This is a genomic window from Acidovorax sp. FHTAMBA (genome assembly GCF_038958875.1).
Classification (GTDB): domain Bacteria; phylum Pseudomonadota; class Gammaproteobacteria; order Burkholderiales; family Burkholderiaceae_C; genus Acidovorax.
In genome coordinates this window covers 1,491,240-1,507,651 of sequence record NZ_CP152407.1, presented here as the reverse complement: position 1 = coordinate 1,507,651, position 16,412 = coordinate 1,491,240, and the positions used below count along the sequence as shown (strand labels likewise).

Annotated in this window: 16 protein-coding genes; 7 read left to right on the top strand and 9 right to left on the bottom strand. The window is 65.7% G+C overall.

The window, feature by feature from the left end:
- Positions 1 to 30: 30 nt before the first annotated feature.
- Positions 31 to 2,829 (bottom strand): DNA polymerase I, encoded by a 2,799-nt coding sequence (gene polA / locus AAFF19_RS06990; RefSeq protein ID WP_342721568.1) that lies wholly within the window; start codon positions 2,827 to 2,829, stop codon positions 31 to 33.
- Positions 2,830 to 2,971: 142 nt separating this feature from the next.
- On the opposite strand from polA, the gene AAFF19_RS06985 reads away from it, so the two are divergent.
- The 7 genes from AAFF19_RS06985 (at position 2,972) to AAFF19_RS06955 (ending at position 8,958) form a co-directional block, all read left to right on the top strand.
- Positions 2,972 to 3,388 carry a hypothetical protein gene (locus AAFF19_RS06985; protein ID WP_008903316.1) on the top strand — a complete coding sequence of 139 codons (417 nt, stop codon included), beginning with the start codon at positions 2,972 to 2,974 and terminating at the stop codon, positions 3,386 to 3,388.
- Between the two features lie 58 nt (positions 3,389 to 3,446).
- On the top strand, positions 3,447 to 4,661 hold the full coding sequence (locus AAFF19_RS06980; RefSeq protein ID WP_182121011.1) for a serine hydrolase: 1,215 nt from the start codon (positions 3,447 to 3,449) through the stop codon (positions 4,659 to 4,661).
- A gap of 53 nt (positions 4,662 to 4,714) precedes the next feature.
- The gene (locus AAFF19_RS06975) at positions 4,715 to 5,074 is read left to right on the top strand and encodes a hypothetical protein (RefSeq protein WP_008903318.1); all 360 of its coding nucleotides are present in this window, start codon (positions 4,715 to 4,717) and stop codon (positions 5,072 to 5,074) included.
- 107 nt (positions 5,075 to 5,181) lie between these two features.
- On the top strand, positions 5,182 to 6,132 hold the full coding sequence (locus tag AAFF19_RS06970) for a homoserine kinase (RefSeq protein WP_182121010.1): 951 nt from the start codon (positions 5,182 to 5,184) through the stop codon (positions 6,130 to 6,132).
- 127 nt (positions 6,133 to 6,259) lie between these two features.
- Positions 6,260 to 7,102 carry a BPSS1780 family membrane protein gene (locus AAFF19_RS06965; protein ID WP_182121009.1) on the top strand — a complete coding sequence of 281 codons (843 nt, stop codon included), beginning with the start codon at positions 6,260 to 6,262 and terminating at the stop codon, positions 7,100 to 7,102.
- Complete coding sequence (locus AAFF19_RS06960) at positions 7,059 to 7,859, top strand: iron dicitrate transport regulator FecR (RefSeq protein WP_182121008.1); 801 nt, start codon at positions 7,059 to 7,061, stop codon at positions 7,857 to 7,859. The genes AAFF19_RS06965 and AAFF19_RS06960 overlap by 44 nt, the downstream gene beginning before the upstream one ends.
- A gap of 133 nt (positions 7,860 to 7,992) precedes the next feature.
- Positions 7,993 to 8,958: an IS30 family transposase gene (locus tag AAFF19_RS06955; RefSeq protein WP_342721567.1), complete on the top strand. Its 966-nt coding sequence runs from the start codon at positions 7,993 to 7,995 to the stop codon at positions 8,956 to 8,958.
- 179 nt (positions 8,959 to 9,137) lie between these two features.
- Here the strand turns inward: AAFF19_RS06955 and AAFF19_RS06950 are convergent, their stop codons facing one another.
- From AAFF19_RS06950 to AAFF19_RS06915, 8 genes are all read right to left on the bottom strand, one after another.
- Positions 9,138 to 11,360, bottom strand: a complete 2,223-nt coding sequence (locus AAFF19_RS06950; protein ID WP_182118370.1) for a PhoX family phosphatase — start codon at positions 11,358 to 11,360, stop codon at positions 9,138 to 9,140.
- 180 nt (positions 11,361 to 11,540) lie between these two features.
- Positions 11,541 to 11,792, bottom strand: coding sequence for a zinc-ribbon domain-containing protein (locus AAFF19_RS06945; protein ID WP_008903323.1), 252 nt, complete (start codon positions 11,790 to 11,792; stop codon positions 11,541 to 11,543).
- Positions 11,793 to 11,794: 2 nt separating this feature from the next.
- Positions 11,795 to 12,544, bottom strand: coding sequence for an OmpA family protein (locus AAFF19_RS06940; RefSeq protein WP_182118369.1), 750 nt, complete (start codon positions 12,542 to 12,544; stop codon positions 11,795 to 11,797).
- On the bottom strand, positions 12,544 to 13,167 hold the full coding sequence (locus AAFF19_RS06935) for a hypothetical protein (protein ID WP_342721566.1): 624 nt from the start codon (positions 13,165 to 13,167) through the stop codon (positions 12,544 to 12,546). The genes AAFF19_RS06940 and AAFF19_RS06935 overlap by 1 nt, the downstream gene beginning before the upstream one ends.
- Before the next feature lie 83 nt (positions 13,168 to 13,250).
- Positions 13,251 to 13,808 (bottom strand): hypothetical protein, encoded by a 558-nt coding sequence (locus tag AAFF19_RS06930; RefSeq protein WP_008903326.1) that lies wholly within the window; start codon positions 13,806 to 13,808, stop codon positions 13,251 to 13,253.
- Positions 13,808 to 14,638: a sel1 repeat family protein gene (locus tag AAFF19_RS06925; protein WP_342721565.1), complete on the bottom strand. Its 831-nt coding sequence runs from the start codon at positions 14,636 to 14,638 to the stop codon at positions 13,808 to 13,810. Before AAFF19_RS06925 ends, AAFF19_RS06930 begins: the two co-directional genes overlap by 1 nt.
- A gap of 38 nt (positions 14,639 to 14,676) precedes the next feature.
- Positions 14,677 to 15,846, bottom strand: coding sequence for a hypothetical protein (locus AAFF19_RS06920; protein WP_342721564.1), 1,170 nt, complete (start codon positions 15,844 to 15,846; stop codon positions 14,677 to 14,679).
- A 77-nt stretch (positions 15,847 to 15,923) separates the two neighbouring features.
- Positions 15,924 to 16,382, bottom strand: a complete 459-nt coding sequence (locus AAFF19_RS06915; protein ID WP_182118367.1) for a hypothetical protein — start codon at positions 16,380 to 16,382, stop codon at positions 15,924 to 15,926.
- Between the last annotated feature and the right edge of the window lie 30 nt (positions 16,383 to 16,412).

Below are 16,412 nucleotides of genomic sequence, written 5' to 3'. Positions count from 1 at the left end.
ATTCTGGCCTGCCATGGTTGCCTCGCCCGATCAATGCGCCTTATCCCAATTAGCCCCCACCCCCACCTCCGCCAATAACGGCACCTTCAGCGCCGCCACTTCGGCCATCAGGCGCGGGATGTGGGTCTTGAGCCAGTCCACCTCGCCCTCGGGCAGCTCAAACACCAGTTCGTCGTGCACCTGCATGATCATCTTGATATCTGGCTTGTGGGCGTCCAGCTCCTTCTGCACGGCCACCATGGCCAGCTTGATCAAGTCTGCCGCCGTGCCTTGCATCGGTGCGTTGATGGCGGCGCGCTCTGCCCCGGCGCGGCGGGGGCCGTTGGGGGAGTTGATTTCGGGCAGGTAGAGGCGTCGGCCAAACACGGTTTCGACATAGCCCATGGATTTGGCGGCAGCCTTGGTGTCGTCCATGTACTGCTTCACGCCGGGGTAGCGCTGAAAGTACTTGTCGATGTAGGCGGCTGCGGCCTTGGTCTCGATGCCTAAGTTCCTAGCCAGGCCAAAGCTGCTCATGCCGTAGATGAGACCGAAGTTGATGACCTTGGCGTAGCGGCGTTGCTCGCTGGTGACCTGGTCCACCTCCACCCCAAACACCTCGGCAGCGGTGGCGCGGTGCACGTCCAGCCCGGCGTGGAAGGCGTGCAGCAGCGAGTGGTCGCCGCTGAGGTGGGCCATGATGCGCAGCTCGATCTGGGAGTAGTCGGCACTCGCAATCACGCGGCCTGCGGGCGCTACGAAGGCCTCGCGCACGCGGCGGCCTTCCGGCGTGCGGATGGGGATGTTCTGCAGGTTGGGGTCGTTGCTGGACAAGCGCCCGGTCACAGCCACCGCCTGCGCGTAGTGCGTGTGCACGCGGCCCGTGCGTGGCAGGGCCAGTTGCGCGAGCTTGTCGGTGTAGGTGCCTTTGAGCTTGACGAGGCTGCGGTGTTCCAGCAGCTTGGCGGGCAGTGGGTAGTCCTCGGCCAGCTTTTCCAGCACTTCTTCGTCGGTGCTGCGGGCGCCTGTCGCCGTCTTCTTCACCACGGGCATGCCCAGCTTGTCGAAGAAGATTTCGCCCAGCTGCTTGGGGCTGCTCAGGTTGAAGGGCTGGCCTGCAATCTCGTACGCCTCGGTTTCGAGCTGCAGGATGCGCTGGCCCAGCTCGTGGCTTTGTGCGGCCAGCGTGGGGGCATCAATCAGCACACCGTTGCGTTCGATGCGGTACAGGGCCTCGCTGCTGGCAATCTCCAGCTCGTAGATGAAGCGCAGTTTGTCGTCTGCCTGCAGCAGGGGCCACAGGGCGTTGTGCACGTCCAGGGTCTGGTCGGAGTCTTCGCAGGAATAGGCGGCTGCCTTGTCCACCGGCACCTGGGCAAAGGGAATCTGGTGCGCGCCCTTGCCGCACAGGTCTTCGTAGCTGATGCCTTTGCGGCCGGTGTGGCGCTCGGCCAGGCTGGTGAGGTTGTGGGGCTTGTGCACTTCGAGCACGTAGCTTTGCAGCATGGTGTCGTGCGCGTAACCCTGCACCTCGATGCCGTGGTTGGCAAACACATGGCGGTCGTACTTGATGTGCTGGCCCAGCTTGTGGTGCTTCGCGTCCTCCAGCCAGGGTTTGAGGCGGGCGAGTACCTCGTCCATCGGCAGCTGCGCAGGGGCGTCGGGCCCCACATGGCGCAGGGGGATGTACGCGGCCTCGCCGGGCTGTACGCTGAAAGAGATGCCCACGATCTGCGCGCGCACTTCGTCCAGCGAATCGGTTTCGGTGTCCAGCGCCACCAGCGGGGCCTTGTGCAGTCGCGCAAGCCACTGGTCAAAGTCCGCCCAGTTCAGGATGGTGTCGTACACCACAGTGCGCTGCTGGGCCTCTTCGGCCACGGTGCTGGCGGAATGGTCGGCAAACAAATCACCACTCTGGCCGGGCATGGCCACGGTGGGGGCCACTGCAGCTGGGGCCGTCGCACCCTTGATCGCGCTGGCCAGGCCCTTGAAGCCGTACTTTTCGTAAAACGGCAGCAGGCCAGCGTTGTCCGGCGCGTCCAGCGTGATGTCGTCAAACGCGGGCAGGCCGGGGATGTGGTCGGCCAGCGCGCAGTCAGTCTTCATGGTGACCAGCTGGCGGCTCAAGGCCAGCTGGCCGCTGGCAATCGCCTCGCGCAGGTTGTTGCCTGCCACGCCCTTGATGGCGTCGGCGTTGGCGATCAGGTTGTCGAGCGAGCCGTATTCTTCCAGCCACTTGGCGGCCGTCTTGGGCCCTACCTTGGCAACGCCGGGCACGTTGTCCACGGTGTCGCCCACCAGCGCCTGGTAGTCCACCATCAGCGCGGGCGGCACGCCAAACTCCGCCGTCACGCCGGCCACATCGCGGCGCTTTCCGCTCATGGTGTCGATGATGGTGATGTGCTCGTTGACCAGCTGGCTCAAATCCTTGTCGCCACTCGAGACAATGACTTCAATGCCCTGTGCGGCTGCTGCGTTGGCCAAGGTGGCGATCACGTCGTCTGCCTCCACGCCGGGCACGGCCACCACCTTCCAGCCCAGCAGGTCCACCACCTGGTGGATGGGCTCGATCTGGCTGCGCAGGTCGTCGGGCATGGGCGAGCGCGTGGCCTTGTATTCGGTGTACAGGGCATCGCGAAAGGTGGGACCGGAGGCGTCGAACACGCAGGCGGCGTAGTCGGCGCGCACCTCTTTGCGCAGCGCCTGCATCATGTTGATCATGCCGCGAATCGCACCCGTGGCAGGGCTCGTGGAATCGCCCGGCACGGCCCGCAGGTCGGGCATGGCATGGAAGGCGCGGTAGAGGTAGCTGGAGCCATCCACCAGCACCAGGGTCTTTTTGTCAGTCATGGGCGGGATTGTGCACACGAAGCCGCCGCCAGCGGGCACCGCGCTGCCAGGCACCCTGCCCTGCACAGGGCCTGAAAACCTGCAAAATGTCTCCCGGCGCCCTGCCACACGGCGGCTGCCATTCCCAAAAAAAGGTTCTCCCATGAAAAGACTGCTTGCCTTGCTGTGCGGTGCAGCATCAACGCTGGCCCTTGCCGCGCCGGAGTTCAGCAACGTCCCTGCGCCTCTGCAAAAATCCCTCGCCCACCACGGGCTCAAGACCGCGCAGCTGGACAACAGCGTGCTGCGGCTGCGCATGGACAAGCCCGAAGTCACCGAGCTGGTGTATGCCACCTTCATCTACCACGGCTTCTGCGCAGAACAGTGGCGCAGCCCCGAGCGCTTTGCCGGGGTGCCGCTGACGCGGGTGGAGCTGCTCAACACGAGCGGCACCCAGGGCTACGCCTTCAACGTGCGCGGCAATGTCTGCGAGCAGATGGGCCAGATGGGCAAGAACTACCGCAGCCTGATCACAGAACACACCGTCAAGTGCGAGGGCGGCAGCTGCCCCCGCCCATGACGGGCCGCCTGCGGGCCCTTTCCAACTCTTGCTTTTTCGCCTTTCAGGGAGTGCACTGTTGAAAACCCTTCAGAAATTGGCCCTGGGCACGCTGGTGGCCGTGGCCGCCGCTGGCACGGCCGGCTGGTTCAGCCTGGACAAGGAAACCCGCGGCCTGCTCAAGACGGTGCCCACCAACCGCGACCTGCTGTTCTGGAGCGACGCCCAGCGCGATGCGGCGTTCCGCGCACTCGACCGCATCAGCCTGCTGGCCAAATGGAACACGGCCCAGCCTGCGGCAACTGCGCGTGCGCTGCCTGCGGGCGAGCCGCTGAAGATCGACAGGGATGTGGATGCCTACATGCAGGAACACCGCGTTGCGGCCCTTGTGATCCTGCAAGGCGGCAAGCTGCGGCAGGAACGCTACGGGCTGGGCTTTGACGGCGACGGCCGCTGGACGAGCTTCTCGGTCGCCAAATCCTTCACTTCCACGCTGGTGGGTGCGGCGCTCAAGGACGGCCACATCAAGAGCATGAACGACAAGGTGAGCGACTACCTGCCGGACCTGAAAGGCTCAGCCTACGACGACGTGAGCATCCGGCAGCTGCTCACCATGACCTCGGGCGTGCAGTGGAACGAAGACTACGGCGACACGAACTCTGACGTGGCCAGGTTCAACAACCACAAGCCCGAGCCTGGTGTCGAGGCGTTGGTGAGCTACATGCGCAAGCTGCCACGCGCTGCACCGGCCGGCTCGCGCTGGCTCTACAGCACGGGCGAGACCAACCTGATCGGCCTCGTGCTGGAAGCCGCCATCAAGAAGCCACTGACCCAGTACCTGCAGGAAAAGGTATGGCAGCCCGCCGGCATGGAGCAACAGGCCACATGGCTGCTGTCCAAGACCGGCAAGGAAATCAGCGGCTGCTGCGTGCAGGCCGCGCCGCGCGACTATGCGCGCCTGGGCCAGTTCATCCTGGAGGGTGCCAGGGTGAATGGCCAGAGCATCCTGCCCGACGGCTGGCTGGAGGAGGCTACGCACAAGCAGGCGGACATCGGCGCACCTGGCCGTGGATATGGCTACCAGTGGTGGACCTACGACAGCGGCGCGTTTGCCGCCCGCGGCATCTTCGGCCAGGGCATCTTCATCGACCCGAAACGCCAGCTCGTGATCGCCTCCAACGGCAACTGGCACAAGGCGGGCTCAGCGGACAACCCGAGCTATGCCGCGCGCGAGGCCTTCTACGCTGCCGTGCAAAAAGCCGTGGACGACGAGGCCCGCGCCCCGGCGCAATGACACACGGGCGGCCCCAGGAGCCTGCCGCACCTGTGCCGCCCTACAATCGCCCGATGCGCGCTGTTCACCTCCTTTTGCTGCTGGGCATGGCCTCCAGCCCCGCCCTGGCCCAGAATTCTGGTCAAAATGCCCCGCAGGGCAATACAGAAAAGCGCGAGCAGCTACAAGATCCGGAGCAACTTTCGGGCCGCGGCACCCAGCGCACCGAGCGCATCCAGATTGAAGACGCCGGCAGCCGTGTGGACGAGCTGCGCGTGGGCGGGCAGACACAGACCATCTCGGTGCAGCCCAAGACGGGCAGCATGCCCAGCTACGAAGTGCAATCCCCCGACGGCGCACGCAGCCGCGCGGGCAGCAACAGCGGCGCCGAAACCACCACCGCCCCCCGCGTCTGGAACGTGCTGAAGTTCTGAGCCCCGGGCCCTCGGGCCCGAGGTTCATCGCTGCGCCGCAGCGCCCTCCCCGCACGCCACGGCGTGCCGTCTTTTTCACCCTTCCTTACTTTCGATCTCCTTGAGCGATGGCCGTCTTTACCGAAGTCTCCCACCCAGAGGCGCGCGAGCTGCTGCGCCGTTTGCAGCTTGGTGAGCTGGTAGAGCTGCGCGGCATCGAAGGCGGCATCGAGAACACCAATTATTTTCTGACCAGCGACCAGGGCGAGTTCGTGCTCACGCTGTTCGAGCGCCTCACGGCCCAGCAGTTGCCGTTCTACCTGTACCTGATGAAGCACCTGGCGCACGGCGGCGTGCCCGTGCCCGATCCGCGTGCCGACAAGAACGGCGACATCCTGCACACCGTGTGCGGCAAGCCCGCCGCCGTGGTAAACAAGCTGCGCGGCAAAAGCCAGCTGGCGCCACAGGGCGCGCATTGCGCTGCCGTGGGCAGCATGCTGGCACGCATGCACCTGGTGGGCCGCAGCTTTGACCGCCACCAGCCCAACCTGCGCGGCCTGCCGTGGTGGAACGAAACGGTGCCCGTGGTGCTGCCGCACATTGACGACGCGCAGGCGGCGCTGCTGCGCTCCGAGCTGGCTTACCAGAACCATGTGGCCGCGAGCGCGGGCTACGCTGCCCTGCCCCGCGGCCCGGTGCATGCCGACCTGTTCCGCGACAACGTGATGTTCGAGGGCGAAGCGCTGACGGGCTTCTTCGACTTCTACTTTGCCGGTGTGGACACCTGGCTGTTTGACCTGTCCGTGTGCCTGAACGACTGGTGCATTGACTTGGCCCAAGGCACCCACGACGCCGGGCGCGCCACGCGCATGCTGGACGCCTACCAGGCCGTGCGCCCGCTGACAGCGGCCGAGCGCGAGCTCCTGCCCGCCATGCTGCGCGCCGGGGCGCTGCGGTTCTGGATCTCGCGCCTGTGGGACTTTTACCTGCCGCGCGAGGCCTCCATGCTCACCCCCCACGACCCCACGCACTTCGAGCGTGTGCTGCGCGCCCGCATTGCCCACCCTGTACACCCATAGTCCGGTGAAAAAGGGAAATCGGCCGCTGGGGTAAATTCCAAGCTGTTGCGCGGCCCGGGCGGCTCCTTATCCGGCTGCCCTGTGTGCGCAGGCGCAGGCCCCACCACACCTCTTTTCGTACGTATTCATGAAACTCAACATCGTCTCCGCCGGCACCGGCATGGCCTGGGTCAAGCTTGGGGTCCGAACGTTCTGGCGGCAGCCCATGGCGCTGGCCGCGCTGTTCTTCATGACCATGGCCGCCATGTCGCTGGCCTCGATGGTTCCACTGGTGGGGCCGGCCATTGCCCTCATGCTGCTGCCCTCGGCCACGCTGGCCATGATGGTGGCCGCCGCGCAGGCCTCGCAGGGCAGCTTTCCCACGCCTGCGGTGCTGCTGGTGGCGTTTCGCACCGGCCAGCAACGCCTGCGCGACATGCTGGTGCTGGGCGCCCTGTACGCGGTGGGCTTTCTGGCTGTGATGGGCCTGTCGGCCCTGGTCGACGGCGGGCAGTTCGCCAAGGTGTACCTGGGTGGCGCGCAGCTGACCAAGGAAGTGGCGGAAGACCCCGCGTTCCAGAGCGCCATGTGGCTCTCGATGGTGCTGTACTTGCCGCTGTCGCTGCTGTTCTGGCATGCGCCGGGGCTGGTGCACTGGCACAGCGTTCCGCCCGTCAAGGCGCTGTTCTTCAGCATCGTGGCCTGCGTGCGCAACTTTGGCGCTTTTCTGGTGTACGGCGTGGGCTGGCTGGGCGTGTTTCTGCTCGGCGGGCTGGTGGTGGCACTGGTGTCTGCGCTGCTGTCGATGATGGGGCTTGCAGGATCGGCGGCGGGCGGCATCATGGTGGGTGCCGCGCTGATGATGGCGGCCATGTTTTTCACGTCGGTGGTGTTCACCTTCCGTGACAGCTTCGAGCCCCCTTCGACCCCCGCACCCGAGGTGCCCCATGAACCACCCCTTGAGCCCCCCCCAGCTGCTGGGCCGAACTGACGAGGAACTGCAGTGGTGGCGGCGGCGCAGCCTGCTGCAGGCAGCCGCCACATGGGCAGCCGCTGGCGGGTGGGCGGGCGCCCGGGCGCAGTCCGGCAGCAATATCGTCGAAGTGCGCGGGGATGTGCTGCGCAACGGCCAGGCACTGACCGCGCAGGGCAGCATCTCTACCGGTGACCGCATCGAGACCGGCCCCGGCGCCACCGCGGTGTTCACCGTGGGCCACAGCGCTTTCCTGCTGCGCCAGAACAGCCGTATGGCGCTGGACGGCGACACCCCCACTGCCGTCAAGGTGCTTCGCCTGCTGACCGGCGCCGTGGCTAGCGTGTGGGGCCCCGGCACCGACCGCCAGGTGATCCTGCCCACCGCCACAGCGGGCATCCGGGGCACGGGCGTGTATGCCGAAGTGTTCCCGGAGCAGGACCACCGGGGCTATTTCTGCAATTGCTATGGCACCGTGGACCTGGCGGCCGGCAACGAAAGCGTGGTCAGCCAGTCGGTCTATCACCAGTCGTTCTGGGCCGAGGCCGCGCCACGCAACGGCCGCCTGCTGACGCCTGCGGGCGCCATCAACCACACCGACGAGGAACTGGAGTTTCTGGCCCGCCTCATCGGCCAGCGCACGGCCTGGCAGATTGCGGGGCGCAAGGGCACCAAGGATGGCAGCGGGCAGATGGGATACCCGGCAGCACCGGCAAGCCCCGCGCCGCCACCGGCGGCCTCCCCCGCACCCGCAGACACGCACTACAACAACTAGCCCCACCGGCAGCCCTCGCGGCGCCAAAAATCAAGCGGCGGATTCAAGTACGAAGTGCAACGTAAGTAAACCGAGTTGGGCCAAGAGTGCATAGGATGCATTTTTGTGACCAGCCAGTCCCAAACGTTGCACCATGACCTATACCCACTTGACCCGAGAAGAACGATACCAAATCCACGCACTGCGTCGTCAAAACATAAGCTTGGCAGTGATAGCCGCACAGCTCAATCGAAGCCGCTCGACCATCACCCGCGAGCTCAATCGCAACGCTGGAGCCCAAGGCTACAAACCCGCCCGCGCTCATGAGCGAGCCCGTGCCCGCCAAAGGGCACGGCGCAATGCACGCCAGTTCAATGCGCAGCAGTGGAGCCAGGTGCACCGCTATCTGCGCCTTGAGCTCTCTCCCGAGCAGGTCAGCGGACGGCTGCGGCTGGAGGGCGTGCTGACCATCAGCCACGAATGCATCTACCAGCACATCTATGACGACAAACGCAAAGGCGGTGAGCTGATCAAACACCTGCGCTGCCAGAAGGTGCGACGCAAGCGCTACGGCAGCGGACAAGAGCGGCGCGGCACACTCAAAGATCGGCTCTGCATAGAGCAGCGCCCCGCCATCGTTGACGCACGCAGCCGCATAGGTGACTGGGAGGGTGACACCGTGGTCGGCAAGGGCCACCAAGGGGTACTGGTGACCTTGGTGGAGCGCAAGTCCCGCTACACACTGGCGCAGCAACTGGACTCGCGCCACAGCGCAGGGGTGACCGAGGCTGTGATCGCACTGCTGCGACCTCACAAACACCTGTGCGAAACGATCACGTTCGACAATGGCAAGGAGTTTGCTGAGCATGCATTCATCGCCGCCAGTCTGGGGGCGGATGTGTACTTCGCGCATCCCTACCACTCATGGGAGCGTGGGCTCAACGAGAACACCAATGGCCTGTTGCGCCAGTACTTCCCCAAGTGCACCAACCAGCGCCGGGTCTCGCAGCACGAAGTTGACGATGCGCTCTACCGGCTCAACCACCGACCCCGCAAGTGCCTCAACTACCGCACTCCCCACGAGGTGTTCATGGGCTTGGAGATTCGTCCGTTACACTGAAATTCGGTGCACTTTGTAGTTGAATCTGCGAGCAAAAACAGGCTCCAGCGCTTGATGGATATGCGCAATCAGCTCCACTATTGATAGCAAAAATGACAAAACCGCTTTGAACCTGACGGTCCAAAGCGGCAAGGCACTGCGCCGCAGCCGGGCGCAGCGCAGGCGGTGGCGGGCAGCCTTCAGGTACCGATCACGCCGCCGTCGTTCTTGGTGATCACGATGGTGGCCGAGCGGGGGCGCTTGCCCGCGCCGTAGCCAGCATTGGCGGGCCACTGGCTCTGGTACTTGGTGGCATCGCCCACATTGGCCAGGGCGGTGCCTTCGCCAGGGTGCTGAATGTTCACGAAGATCGCCTTGCCATCGGGCGTCTCGGCCAGGCCGGTGATTTCGCTGCCCTTGGGGCCAACCAGGAAGCGCTTGAGCGTGTTCTCGGTGGCGGGTTTGCCCACGGGGGTCACGATGTCGAGCTTGCTGCCATCGGCCTTGGTGTAGCTCAGCGTCTTCTTGGCGCCGTCGCCCACGCTGCCAGGCACGGCGGCCAGCATCATGCAGTTGGTCACGTCGGTGTAGGCACCGTCGTCGGTCTGGATCCAGCAGATGCCCGTGGCCTTGCTGAACACCAGGCCGTCGGGGCTGGAGAAGTCCTGGTCGGCCGTGAGGGCAGAGAGGTTGACCATGGCCTTGTCGGCACCGGCTTCGGCGCCAAACAGGTACACGTCCCACGTGAAGGCGGTGGCGGTGGCGCCTTCCTTCAGGCGTACCAGGTGGCCGTTGGGGTTGCCCTTTTGCTCGCTGGTGCCCTTCATGTCGGTGTAGGCACGGGGGTTGGCGGCGTCGGGCAGGTACTGGCTGCCGGTGGGGTTCACGCTGCGGGCACTGTTGTTGGTCAGCGTGAAGTAGATCTCGCCATTGGCGGGGTTCACGGCATTCCACTCGGGGCGGTCCATCTTGGTGGCGCCCACGGCATCAGCGGCAATGCGGGTGTTGATGGCGATGTCGGCCGCGTCGGCGAACTTGTAGTTGGCGTAGCTGGCGATAGCGGTGTTCGACAGGCTCAGCTCCACCCACGTGCCCGTGCCATCGGCGTTGAACTTGGCGGCGTAGAGTGTGCCGCTGTCCAGGTACTTGTCGCCAATGGCCATACGGTCGTTGGCACTGGCATCGGCCGGGTTCCACGTGGCGGTGGAGACAAACTTGTAGATGTATTCGCCGCGCGAGTCGTCGCCCATGTACACCGTCAGGGGCTTGCCGGCTTCCACCTTGCCGAAGGCCGCGCTTTCGTGCGCAAAGCGGCCCAGGCCGGTGCGCTTCTTGGCCATGCGGGTCTTGTCGTAGGCGTCGATCTCGACGATGTAGCCCATGCCGTTCATTTCGTTGCGGTAGTCGTCGCTGCCGTCGGCCGAGGTGCCGGTCTTGCTGTTGTTCCAGCGCTGGTACTTGTCGTCTGCGCCGCCGGTTTCCCAGCCGTGGCGCGATGCGGCGCCCTGGCTGCGGCCATAGCGCTTGAGGGCCGTCACGCTCTTGTCGTTGCCGCGCGCGGCGTCATCGGCAGCGCCGCGGGTGAAGTAGCCAAACCAGTTTTCTTCGCCGGTGAGGAAGGTGCCCCAAGGCGTCTTGCCGGTGCCGCAGTTGTTCAGCGTGCCACGCGTCATCACGCCGGTGGGAGAGAACTTGGTGATCAGCTGCGCATTGCCGCGCGCGGGGCCGGCGATCTCGATGGGGCTGAGCGAAGTCAGGCGGAAGTTGTGCGCCGAGTTCTGCACATAGCCCCACTTGCCGCCGGTCTTGGCGACTTCGATCACTGCGATGCCGTGGATGTCGGTTTCCTTGTCCACTTCAGCCGCAGGGCGGGGCAGCGTGGATGTGCCGCCATCGGCGTGCAGAAAGAACGACGACAGCTTTTCGTCCGTGGTGGCTTCGTGGTTGATGGCCAGCAGACCGCGATCGGTGGCGCTGTCGTTGCGCTTGCCGTCGGCACCCAGGCCAAACCATTCCATACCGTCGTGGTGGTCACCGGCGCGCTTGTCGTAGTCGCCGTCGGTGCCGTCGTTCTTGTACGCGGCCACGCCTGGGGCCATCGGGTCGCCCAGCGCAAACAGCACGCTGGCGGTGTAGCCCGCAGGCACGGCCACCACGTCGGCCAGGCTCTTGGGCACGGCACCAAAGCCCAGCAGCTTGGGCGCGGCAGGCGGCTCCACCACAGGGTCATCGCTGCCGCCACAGGCCGTCACGCCAAAACCGGCCAGCACGGCCGTACCCACCGAACCCACACCGCCGCGCAACAGCCCGCGGCGCGACAGGCGAGCGTCCAGCACCGCATCAAACGTGGGGTTGGCAGAGGTGTTGGAGTTCTCGTTGTTGAAGTCAATCGCCTGCTCGGGCGCATCCACGCGGTGGTTCATGGGGTTCCTCGGTTGTTGGTTTACAGAACCAGTGGAGCGTAAGAACCGGGGATGACAGCCCCATGAAGCTTTTGCGGCGGTTTGATGACAACGCAGCGTTGAAGCGCCCGCCCCATCACACGGACCCTGGCAATCCAAAAAGTCTTCGTTGCCGAGTTCACATGGCGGGGGTGCGGTTCGTCATCGCCCCGTGAACATGAAATACGCCAGCACACACACCGCCAGCGCCACGATAAGCCTGGCGATCCACGGAGTGACCAGCCATGCGCCCAAGGCCACGGCCACGCGCCCCCACACATGCGGCGACTGCAGGGCGCTGTGCGGCTGTGCGGGCGGGGCGCCTGTGGCCTGAAGCGGGTAGCCACAGGCCGGGCAGGCGGGCGCGTGGGACGACACCTCGCGCGCGCATTCGGGGCATTTGATGAGTGCCATGGTTACCGGCCCTCCTTGTCGGGCAGGCCAATGAGAATCTGTACGCGCCGGTTCAGCTGGCGCCCCACGGGGTCGTCACGTCCGTCTGGCGTGGTGTTGGCCGCCACCGGCTGGCGCTTGCCCAGGCCTTGCACCGCAGCCTGCCGCCCGGTCTGCGCGTGCAGCGCACGGGCCACCGCCTGCGCGCGTCGCAGCGACAGCGCGTCGTTGTAGGCGTCGGAGCCCTTGGCGTCGGTGTGGCCCCGCACGGTGAGCGGGGCAGTGGCATAGCTCTTGATGAGCTCGCCCGCTTTGTTCAGCGGCGCAGCAGCGTCGGCGCGCAAGTCGGACTTGTCAAAATCAAAAAGCACATCGGCCGGCAGGTCGATAGAGATCGCCTGCTCGGGTGTGGGGCGGGCCTTGAGCTCCACCAGCAGCGCGCGGGTCTGCTCCAGCCGCGCTGGGGGCACCTCGGCCTCGCGCAGCATGGTCTGCGGGGCGGCGCGGCGCTGCAGCGTGGTGTCGCGGGTGCTGCTGACCAGCCCCCCCGCAGGCCGGTGCGCAGACAGATCGGTCGAGGGCGCACCAGGCGCAGGGGACAGCTGCGTCGGCACAGCGGCAAGTGAGCGGCTGCTGCGCACTACTTCCATCGCTTGCACCGGCTCTGCCGAGGCAGCCAGCAACAGCGCTACCACCGCCACCGCCCGCCCCACGGTGGCCAACGCGCAGGGTGCGTGCATTGCGGCCAGCACCGCCCAACGCTGGGCGAGCATCAGCCGCCCTGCAGGGGCAGATCGACCACCAGCCCCGGCGCCACGATGTTGTCGCTCTCGTTGCCGTCATTGAACACGAGTTTGAGCTTGCGCGCCGTGGGCGCCACAGCGCCCATGAACACGAGCTTGCCGTCCAGGGTTTCGCCCTCGCGGATGGTGATGTCGCGGTTGTTGTCCGGCCGCTTGATGTGCAGCCGCGCGCCGCTCTCGTCCTGCAGATAGGTGTCGGCCAGCGCCAGCATGGTGGTGTCGGTAATGCGGTTGGCAAAAGAGATGCTTACGTCGAGCACTGTCGCATCCGCACCGATTTCCACCGCCTTGATCCGCACGGTGACACCGGCTTCGGCGACCCCCTGGATGGCCAGCGGCACTGTCTTGGGCGCCGCAGTGGGGCCCGGCGGCGCAGGCAGGGTCTGGGGCCGTGTTGGCGCCTGCGCCGTCGACTCAGGCACGGCGCTGGCAGGCGCAACCGGGACGGCCGCGGTGGACGATACGGGTGATGGCGCGGCGGTCACCGGCGCATCAGGAGCGCCGTCCTTGCAGGCCGCCAGCAAAAAAGCGGCCGCCAGGGCCAGCGCACCACCACGAGGAAAGGGCATGCGCAGGTTGGAGTTGCGATTCATTGGGGGTGATCCTCCTGGTTCAATGTTCTTGGGGGCGGTAGCGCCTGCATGCGCTGGCGCAGGCCACTGCTTGTGGGTGCAACTCAGCGGATCCGGATACTGTTGGTCTGCCCGCTGCCTGGCCCGTGCGGCCGCGCGCCCGGGCAGTCGCGCGGCGTCTTCACATCATTGGTATTGCGCCCCTGCACGATGACGGTCTTGCCTTCAAGCCGCGCGCCCGTGACATCAATGCTGTTGACGGACGCTGTGCCGTCCGGGCTGCACCCGGCGGTGCCTGACGCTGCGTTGCCCGTCACCTCGATCCGGTTGCCGGTGTGCGAACTACCGCTGCCGGCATCAGCCCGAGCGGCGGGTTGTGCAGCAGGTGGTGCGGCCGGCGCTTGGTGACGGCTGCGCTGGTTGCGGCCTGCGTCCACTCCGATAGGACCCGTGGGCCCCGGTGTGCCATTCACACCTGCGGCGTCCACCGGGCCGACCGCCTGTGCATCTGCCGGGGCCGCGCACCACAAGGTCAGCACCAGCAGAACAGCAGTACCGCCCGCGCGTGCGTGCGCACCGCGCGCCTGCACATCGGCACGGATGCTGCCCCGTACGGCGGAACCGGCCAGCCCGCAGAAAAAACTGAAGGGCAGGCACTGCATCAGGGAGTGACCTTTGAAGGGGTGCCTGGAAGTGTGGTGCCAGGCACCGCCGCCCCGGCCGCAGGCGCGCCCATGGCACCGGGCACACTGCGCGGCACACCCGACATGCCGGGCAGGTCCCCGCCCGCGCGGCTGGGCCCGGCTGCGGGAGCGGCTTGCGCGGCCGCGTCGCCACCCGAGCCCGCCGCCTGGCGCTGTATACGCGCCTCCAGTTCAGCCGCAAAACGCTCTGCCAATGCCACTTCTTCCACCGCCATCTCGGCACCCAGCTCGTTGATGAGTGAAAGCACGTTGGGCCGCTCACCGCTGTCGGGCTGGGCCATGCGCTCCAGAAGGCGCGCATACCCCAGGGCCTTGACGTTGTCCTTGGGCACCCCTTGGCCCTTGCGGTTCATTTCCGTCAGGCGCTGCATGGCACGCGGATCGCCACGCACGGCCGCCAGCAGGTACCAGCGGTAAGCCTGGCCCATGTCCCCCAGGCCCGACCGCGGGTTCTGGTACGCGTCGCCGACGAACGAAAGCAGTTGCGGGTTCTGGGTGTTCAGCGCCTCGCGCTTGAGCCGCTCCAGTTCGTTGCGATAGATGGGGCCCTGGCAGCCGAGCTCGGCCACGCCGCGCTGCAGAGCCTCGTTGCAAGATTCGATGAACCGAGCCCCAACCCCCGCAGCAGGAGCCCCGGCCTGGGCGGGCGCCTGTGCCTGAGCCGGTGTCGGCGACTGGGCTTGGGCCTGCGTAACAGCGGGCGCCTGCGCAGACACACCGGCCGGCGTAGGGGGCGGCGCCTGCACCTGTGCGATCACTGCCCCGTGCAGCGCCAGGAGGGCTGTCAAACCTGCGCAGCACTGCGCCACAGCTCTTGCCCCCTGAATCATGAGCCCGCCTTCACACCGCCCGCCGGAGCGCCTGCGGCAGGGGAAGATGGAGCGCCCGATGGGGCATTGGCCTGCGCGTTTTCCCACGCCATCGGCACCCCAAAGAACAGAGGCTCAAACCCGTCCCAGTTCATCACGTCCACAGCCCCGAGCGACGCGTACCGTTGCGCATACACCTTCTCCAGCGCACGCCGTGTGTCGTCGTCGAATTTTTGCGTGACCTGCACTGGCTCGCCGTATTTGCGTAGCGTGACCTGGATGAGACCCAGTTTAAGTTCCGGAGTGAGTCCGTTGTAGGCAGCGCGCATGTTTTCCACCACCACAGGGTCCGGCGTACCGTTGGGGATGCAGCGCCAATAGGGAGTGTTGGTGGCCTTGCCAATCAGCTCCAGGACGCTCAGGTCCACCAGCGTACGGATGGCCGAATGCCGCCCCTGCAGGTACTTGCCCTCCAGCTTGAAGCCAAAGGCGTCGCCATAAAAGCCCAGGCTCGCGTTGTCTTCGGAGCTGAAGTTGAGCACCTTCACCACGTTGGAGGCCTGTATCTGCGGCACCATCTGCTGGGTGGCAAAGCTCACCAGGTTCAGGTCCAGCGCCAGCGCCGAATAGATCGCCGTACGCTTCATGTCGCCACCCATGGTGACCTTGCCGTTGCCGCCACCAAACTCGATGCCAGCAGAATTGACCCTCCCTGCTCCCGCGATGGCGCGGTCAAATTCGGTCAACGCACCCGTGATCAGAAAGTCGGGCATGGTGACCCCAAACTTGGCACCCAGCTGGGCCTGCGAGACGAGATAGTCCGGGTGATAAGGCACGTACACCACGCGCGCGCCGATGCGGTTGACCGCAGTGCGCACCATCTCCGTGATGTCGCCGGGGATCTCGGCGCCCACCAGGGGGCTCGACAGGTTGGTGGCATCCAGAATGCTGCGCGTCTGCATGTACAGGACGGGGTCGCCCTCCTTATAGATATCCAGCATGCGCCCAAAGCGGCCCAGCGCCAGCGAGTAAGGACTGAGGTTGGTCACAGGCAGCAGCTTGTCGGCCTCACGCTCCTGAAGCAAGGCATTGGCGTCCTTGAGCGCGTTTTCGGTGGAGGCGCAGCCAGCCATAGCGGCCACTGCGAGCATCAGCGCTCCCCATCGCAGGGTTCTTTGTGTGGTCATGTTTCTTGGTGTTGTTTGGTGATATCCGCGGCGCCCGCTCTCCCCGGGGCCATGCTTGCAGAAACCCCGGCGCGTAGTCAGCGCCGCGAATTGAGTACGGTGATGTTCTCTACACCCTTGCCTTCCACATACAACGTCACGTTGCCGTTCACATTGCCTTGAATGACCGGGCTGGCAATACGCAGGCTACCGTCCGCGCCGCGCTGTACATCGGAATAGGTCGACCGGATAACGATGTTTTTTTGCCCGTCGGGAAGCTTGAGCGTGCCATCCGGCTGCACCAGCGCGCTCTGTTCCACCAACGTGTTTTGCGCAATAGCGCGGTTCACACGCGCCTTGGCGCTGACCGACGGGTAAACGCCGTCATTGAGCCGAACACCACTTTGCGCCATGTCTTTGTAGGCGCCGAGCTGTTCACCGTAGTTCACCATCTGCGCCTGCGCACCTGCGGCAAACAGCACGAGGACGCCGGCAACGCAGTGCCCGCCGAATGCGCGCAACGCACGCCGACCCGAATCTCCGCGTGTATTCTTCATTTGCAACTCCTTCATGGGTATCCAAAGAAA

Coding starts and splice junctions, on each gene's coding strand:
- polA (WP_342721568.1), bottom strand. CDS start 2,829: ATGACTGACAAAAAGACCCTGGTGCTGGTGGATGGCTCCAGCTACCTC.
- AAFF19_RS06985 (WP_008903316.1), top strand. CDS start 2,972: ATGAAAAGACTGCTTGCCTTGCTGTGCGGTGCAGCATCAACGCTGGCC.
- AAFF19_RS06975 (WP_008903318.1), top strand. CDS start 4,715: ATGCGCGCTGTTCACCTCCTTTTGCTGCTGGGCATGGCCTCCAGCCCC.
- AAFF19_RS06970 (WP_182121010.1), top strand. CDS start 5,182: ATGGCCGTCTTTACCGAAGTCTCCCACCCAGAGGCGCGCGAGCTGCTG.
- AAFF19_RS06965 (WP_182121009.1), top strand. CDS start 6,260: ATGAAACTCAACATCGTCTCCGCCGGCACCGGCATGGCCTGGGTCAAG.
- AAFF19_RS06960 (WP_182121008.1), top strand. CDS start 7,059: ATGAACCACCCCTTGAGCCCCCCCCAGCTGCTGGGCCGAACTGACGAG.
- AAFF19_RS06955 (WP_342721567.1), top strand. CDS start 7,993: ATGACCTATACCCACTTGACCCGAGAAGAACGATACCAAATCCACGCA.
- AAFF19_RS06950 (WP_182118370.1), bottom strand. CDS start 11,360: ATGAACCACCGCGTGGATGCGCCCGAGCAGGCGATTGACTTCAACAAC.
- AAFF19_RS06945 (WP_008903323.1), bottom strand. CDS start 11,792: ATGGCACTCATCAAATGCCCCGAATGCGCGCGCGAGGTGTCGTCCCAC.
- AAFF19_RS06940 (WP_182118369.1), bottom strand. CDS start 12,544: ATGCTCGCCCAGCGTTGGGCGGTGCTGGCCGCAATGCACGCACCCTGC.
- AAFF19_RS06935 (WP_342721566.1), bottom strand. CDS start 13,167: ATGAATCGCAACTCCAACCTGCGCATGCCCTTTCCTCGTGGTGGTGCG.
- AAFF19_RS06930 (WP_008903326.1), bottom strand. CDS start 13,808: ATGCAGTGCCTGCCCTTCAGTTTTTTCTGCGGGCTGGCCGGTTCCGCC.
- AAFF19_RS06920 (WP_342721564.1), bottom strand. CDS start 15,846: ATGACCACACAAAGAACCCTGCGATGGGGAGCGCTGATGCTCGCAGTG.
- AAFF19_RS06915 (WP_182118367.1), bottom strand. CDS start 16,382: ATGAAGAATACACGCGGAGATTCGGGTCGGCGTGCGTTGCGCGCATTC.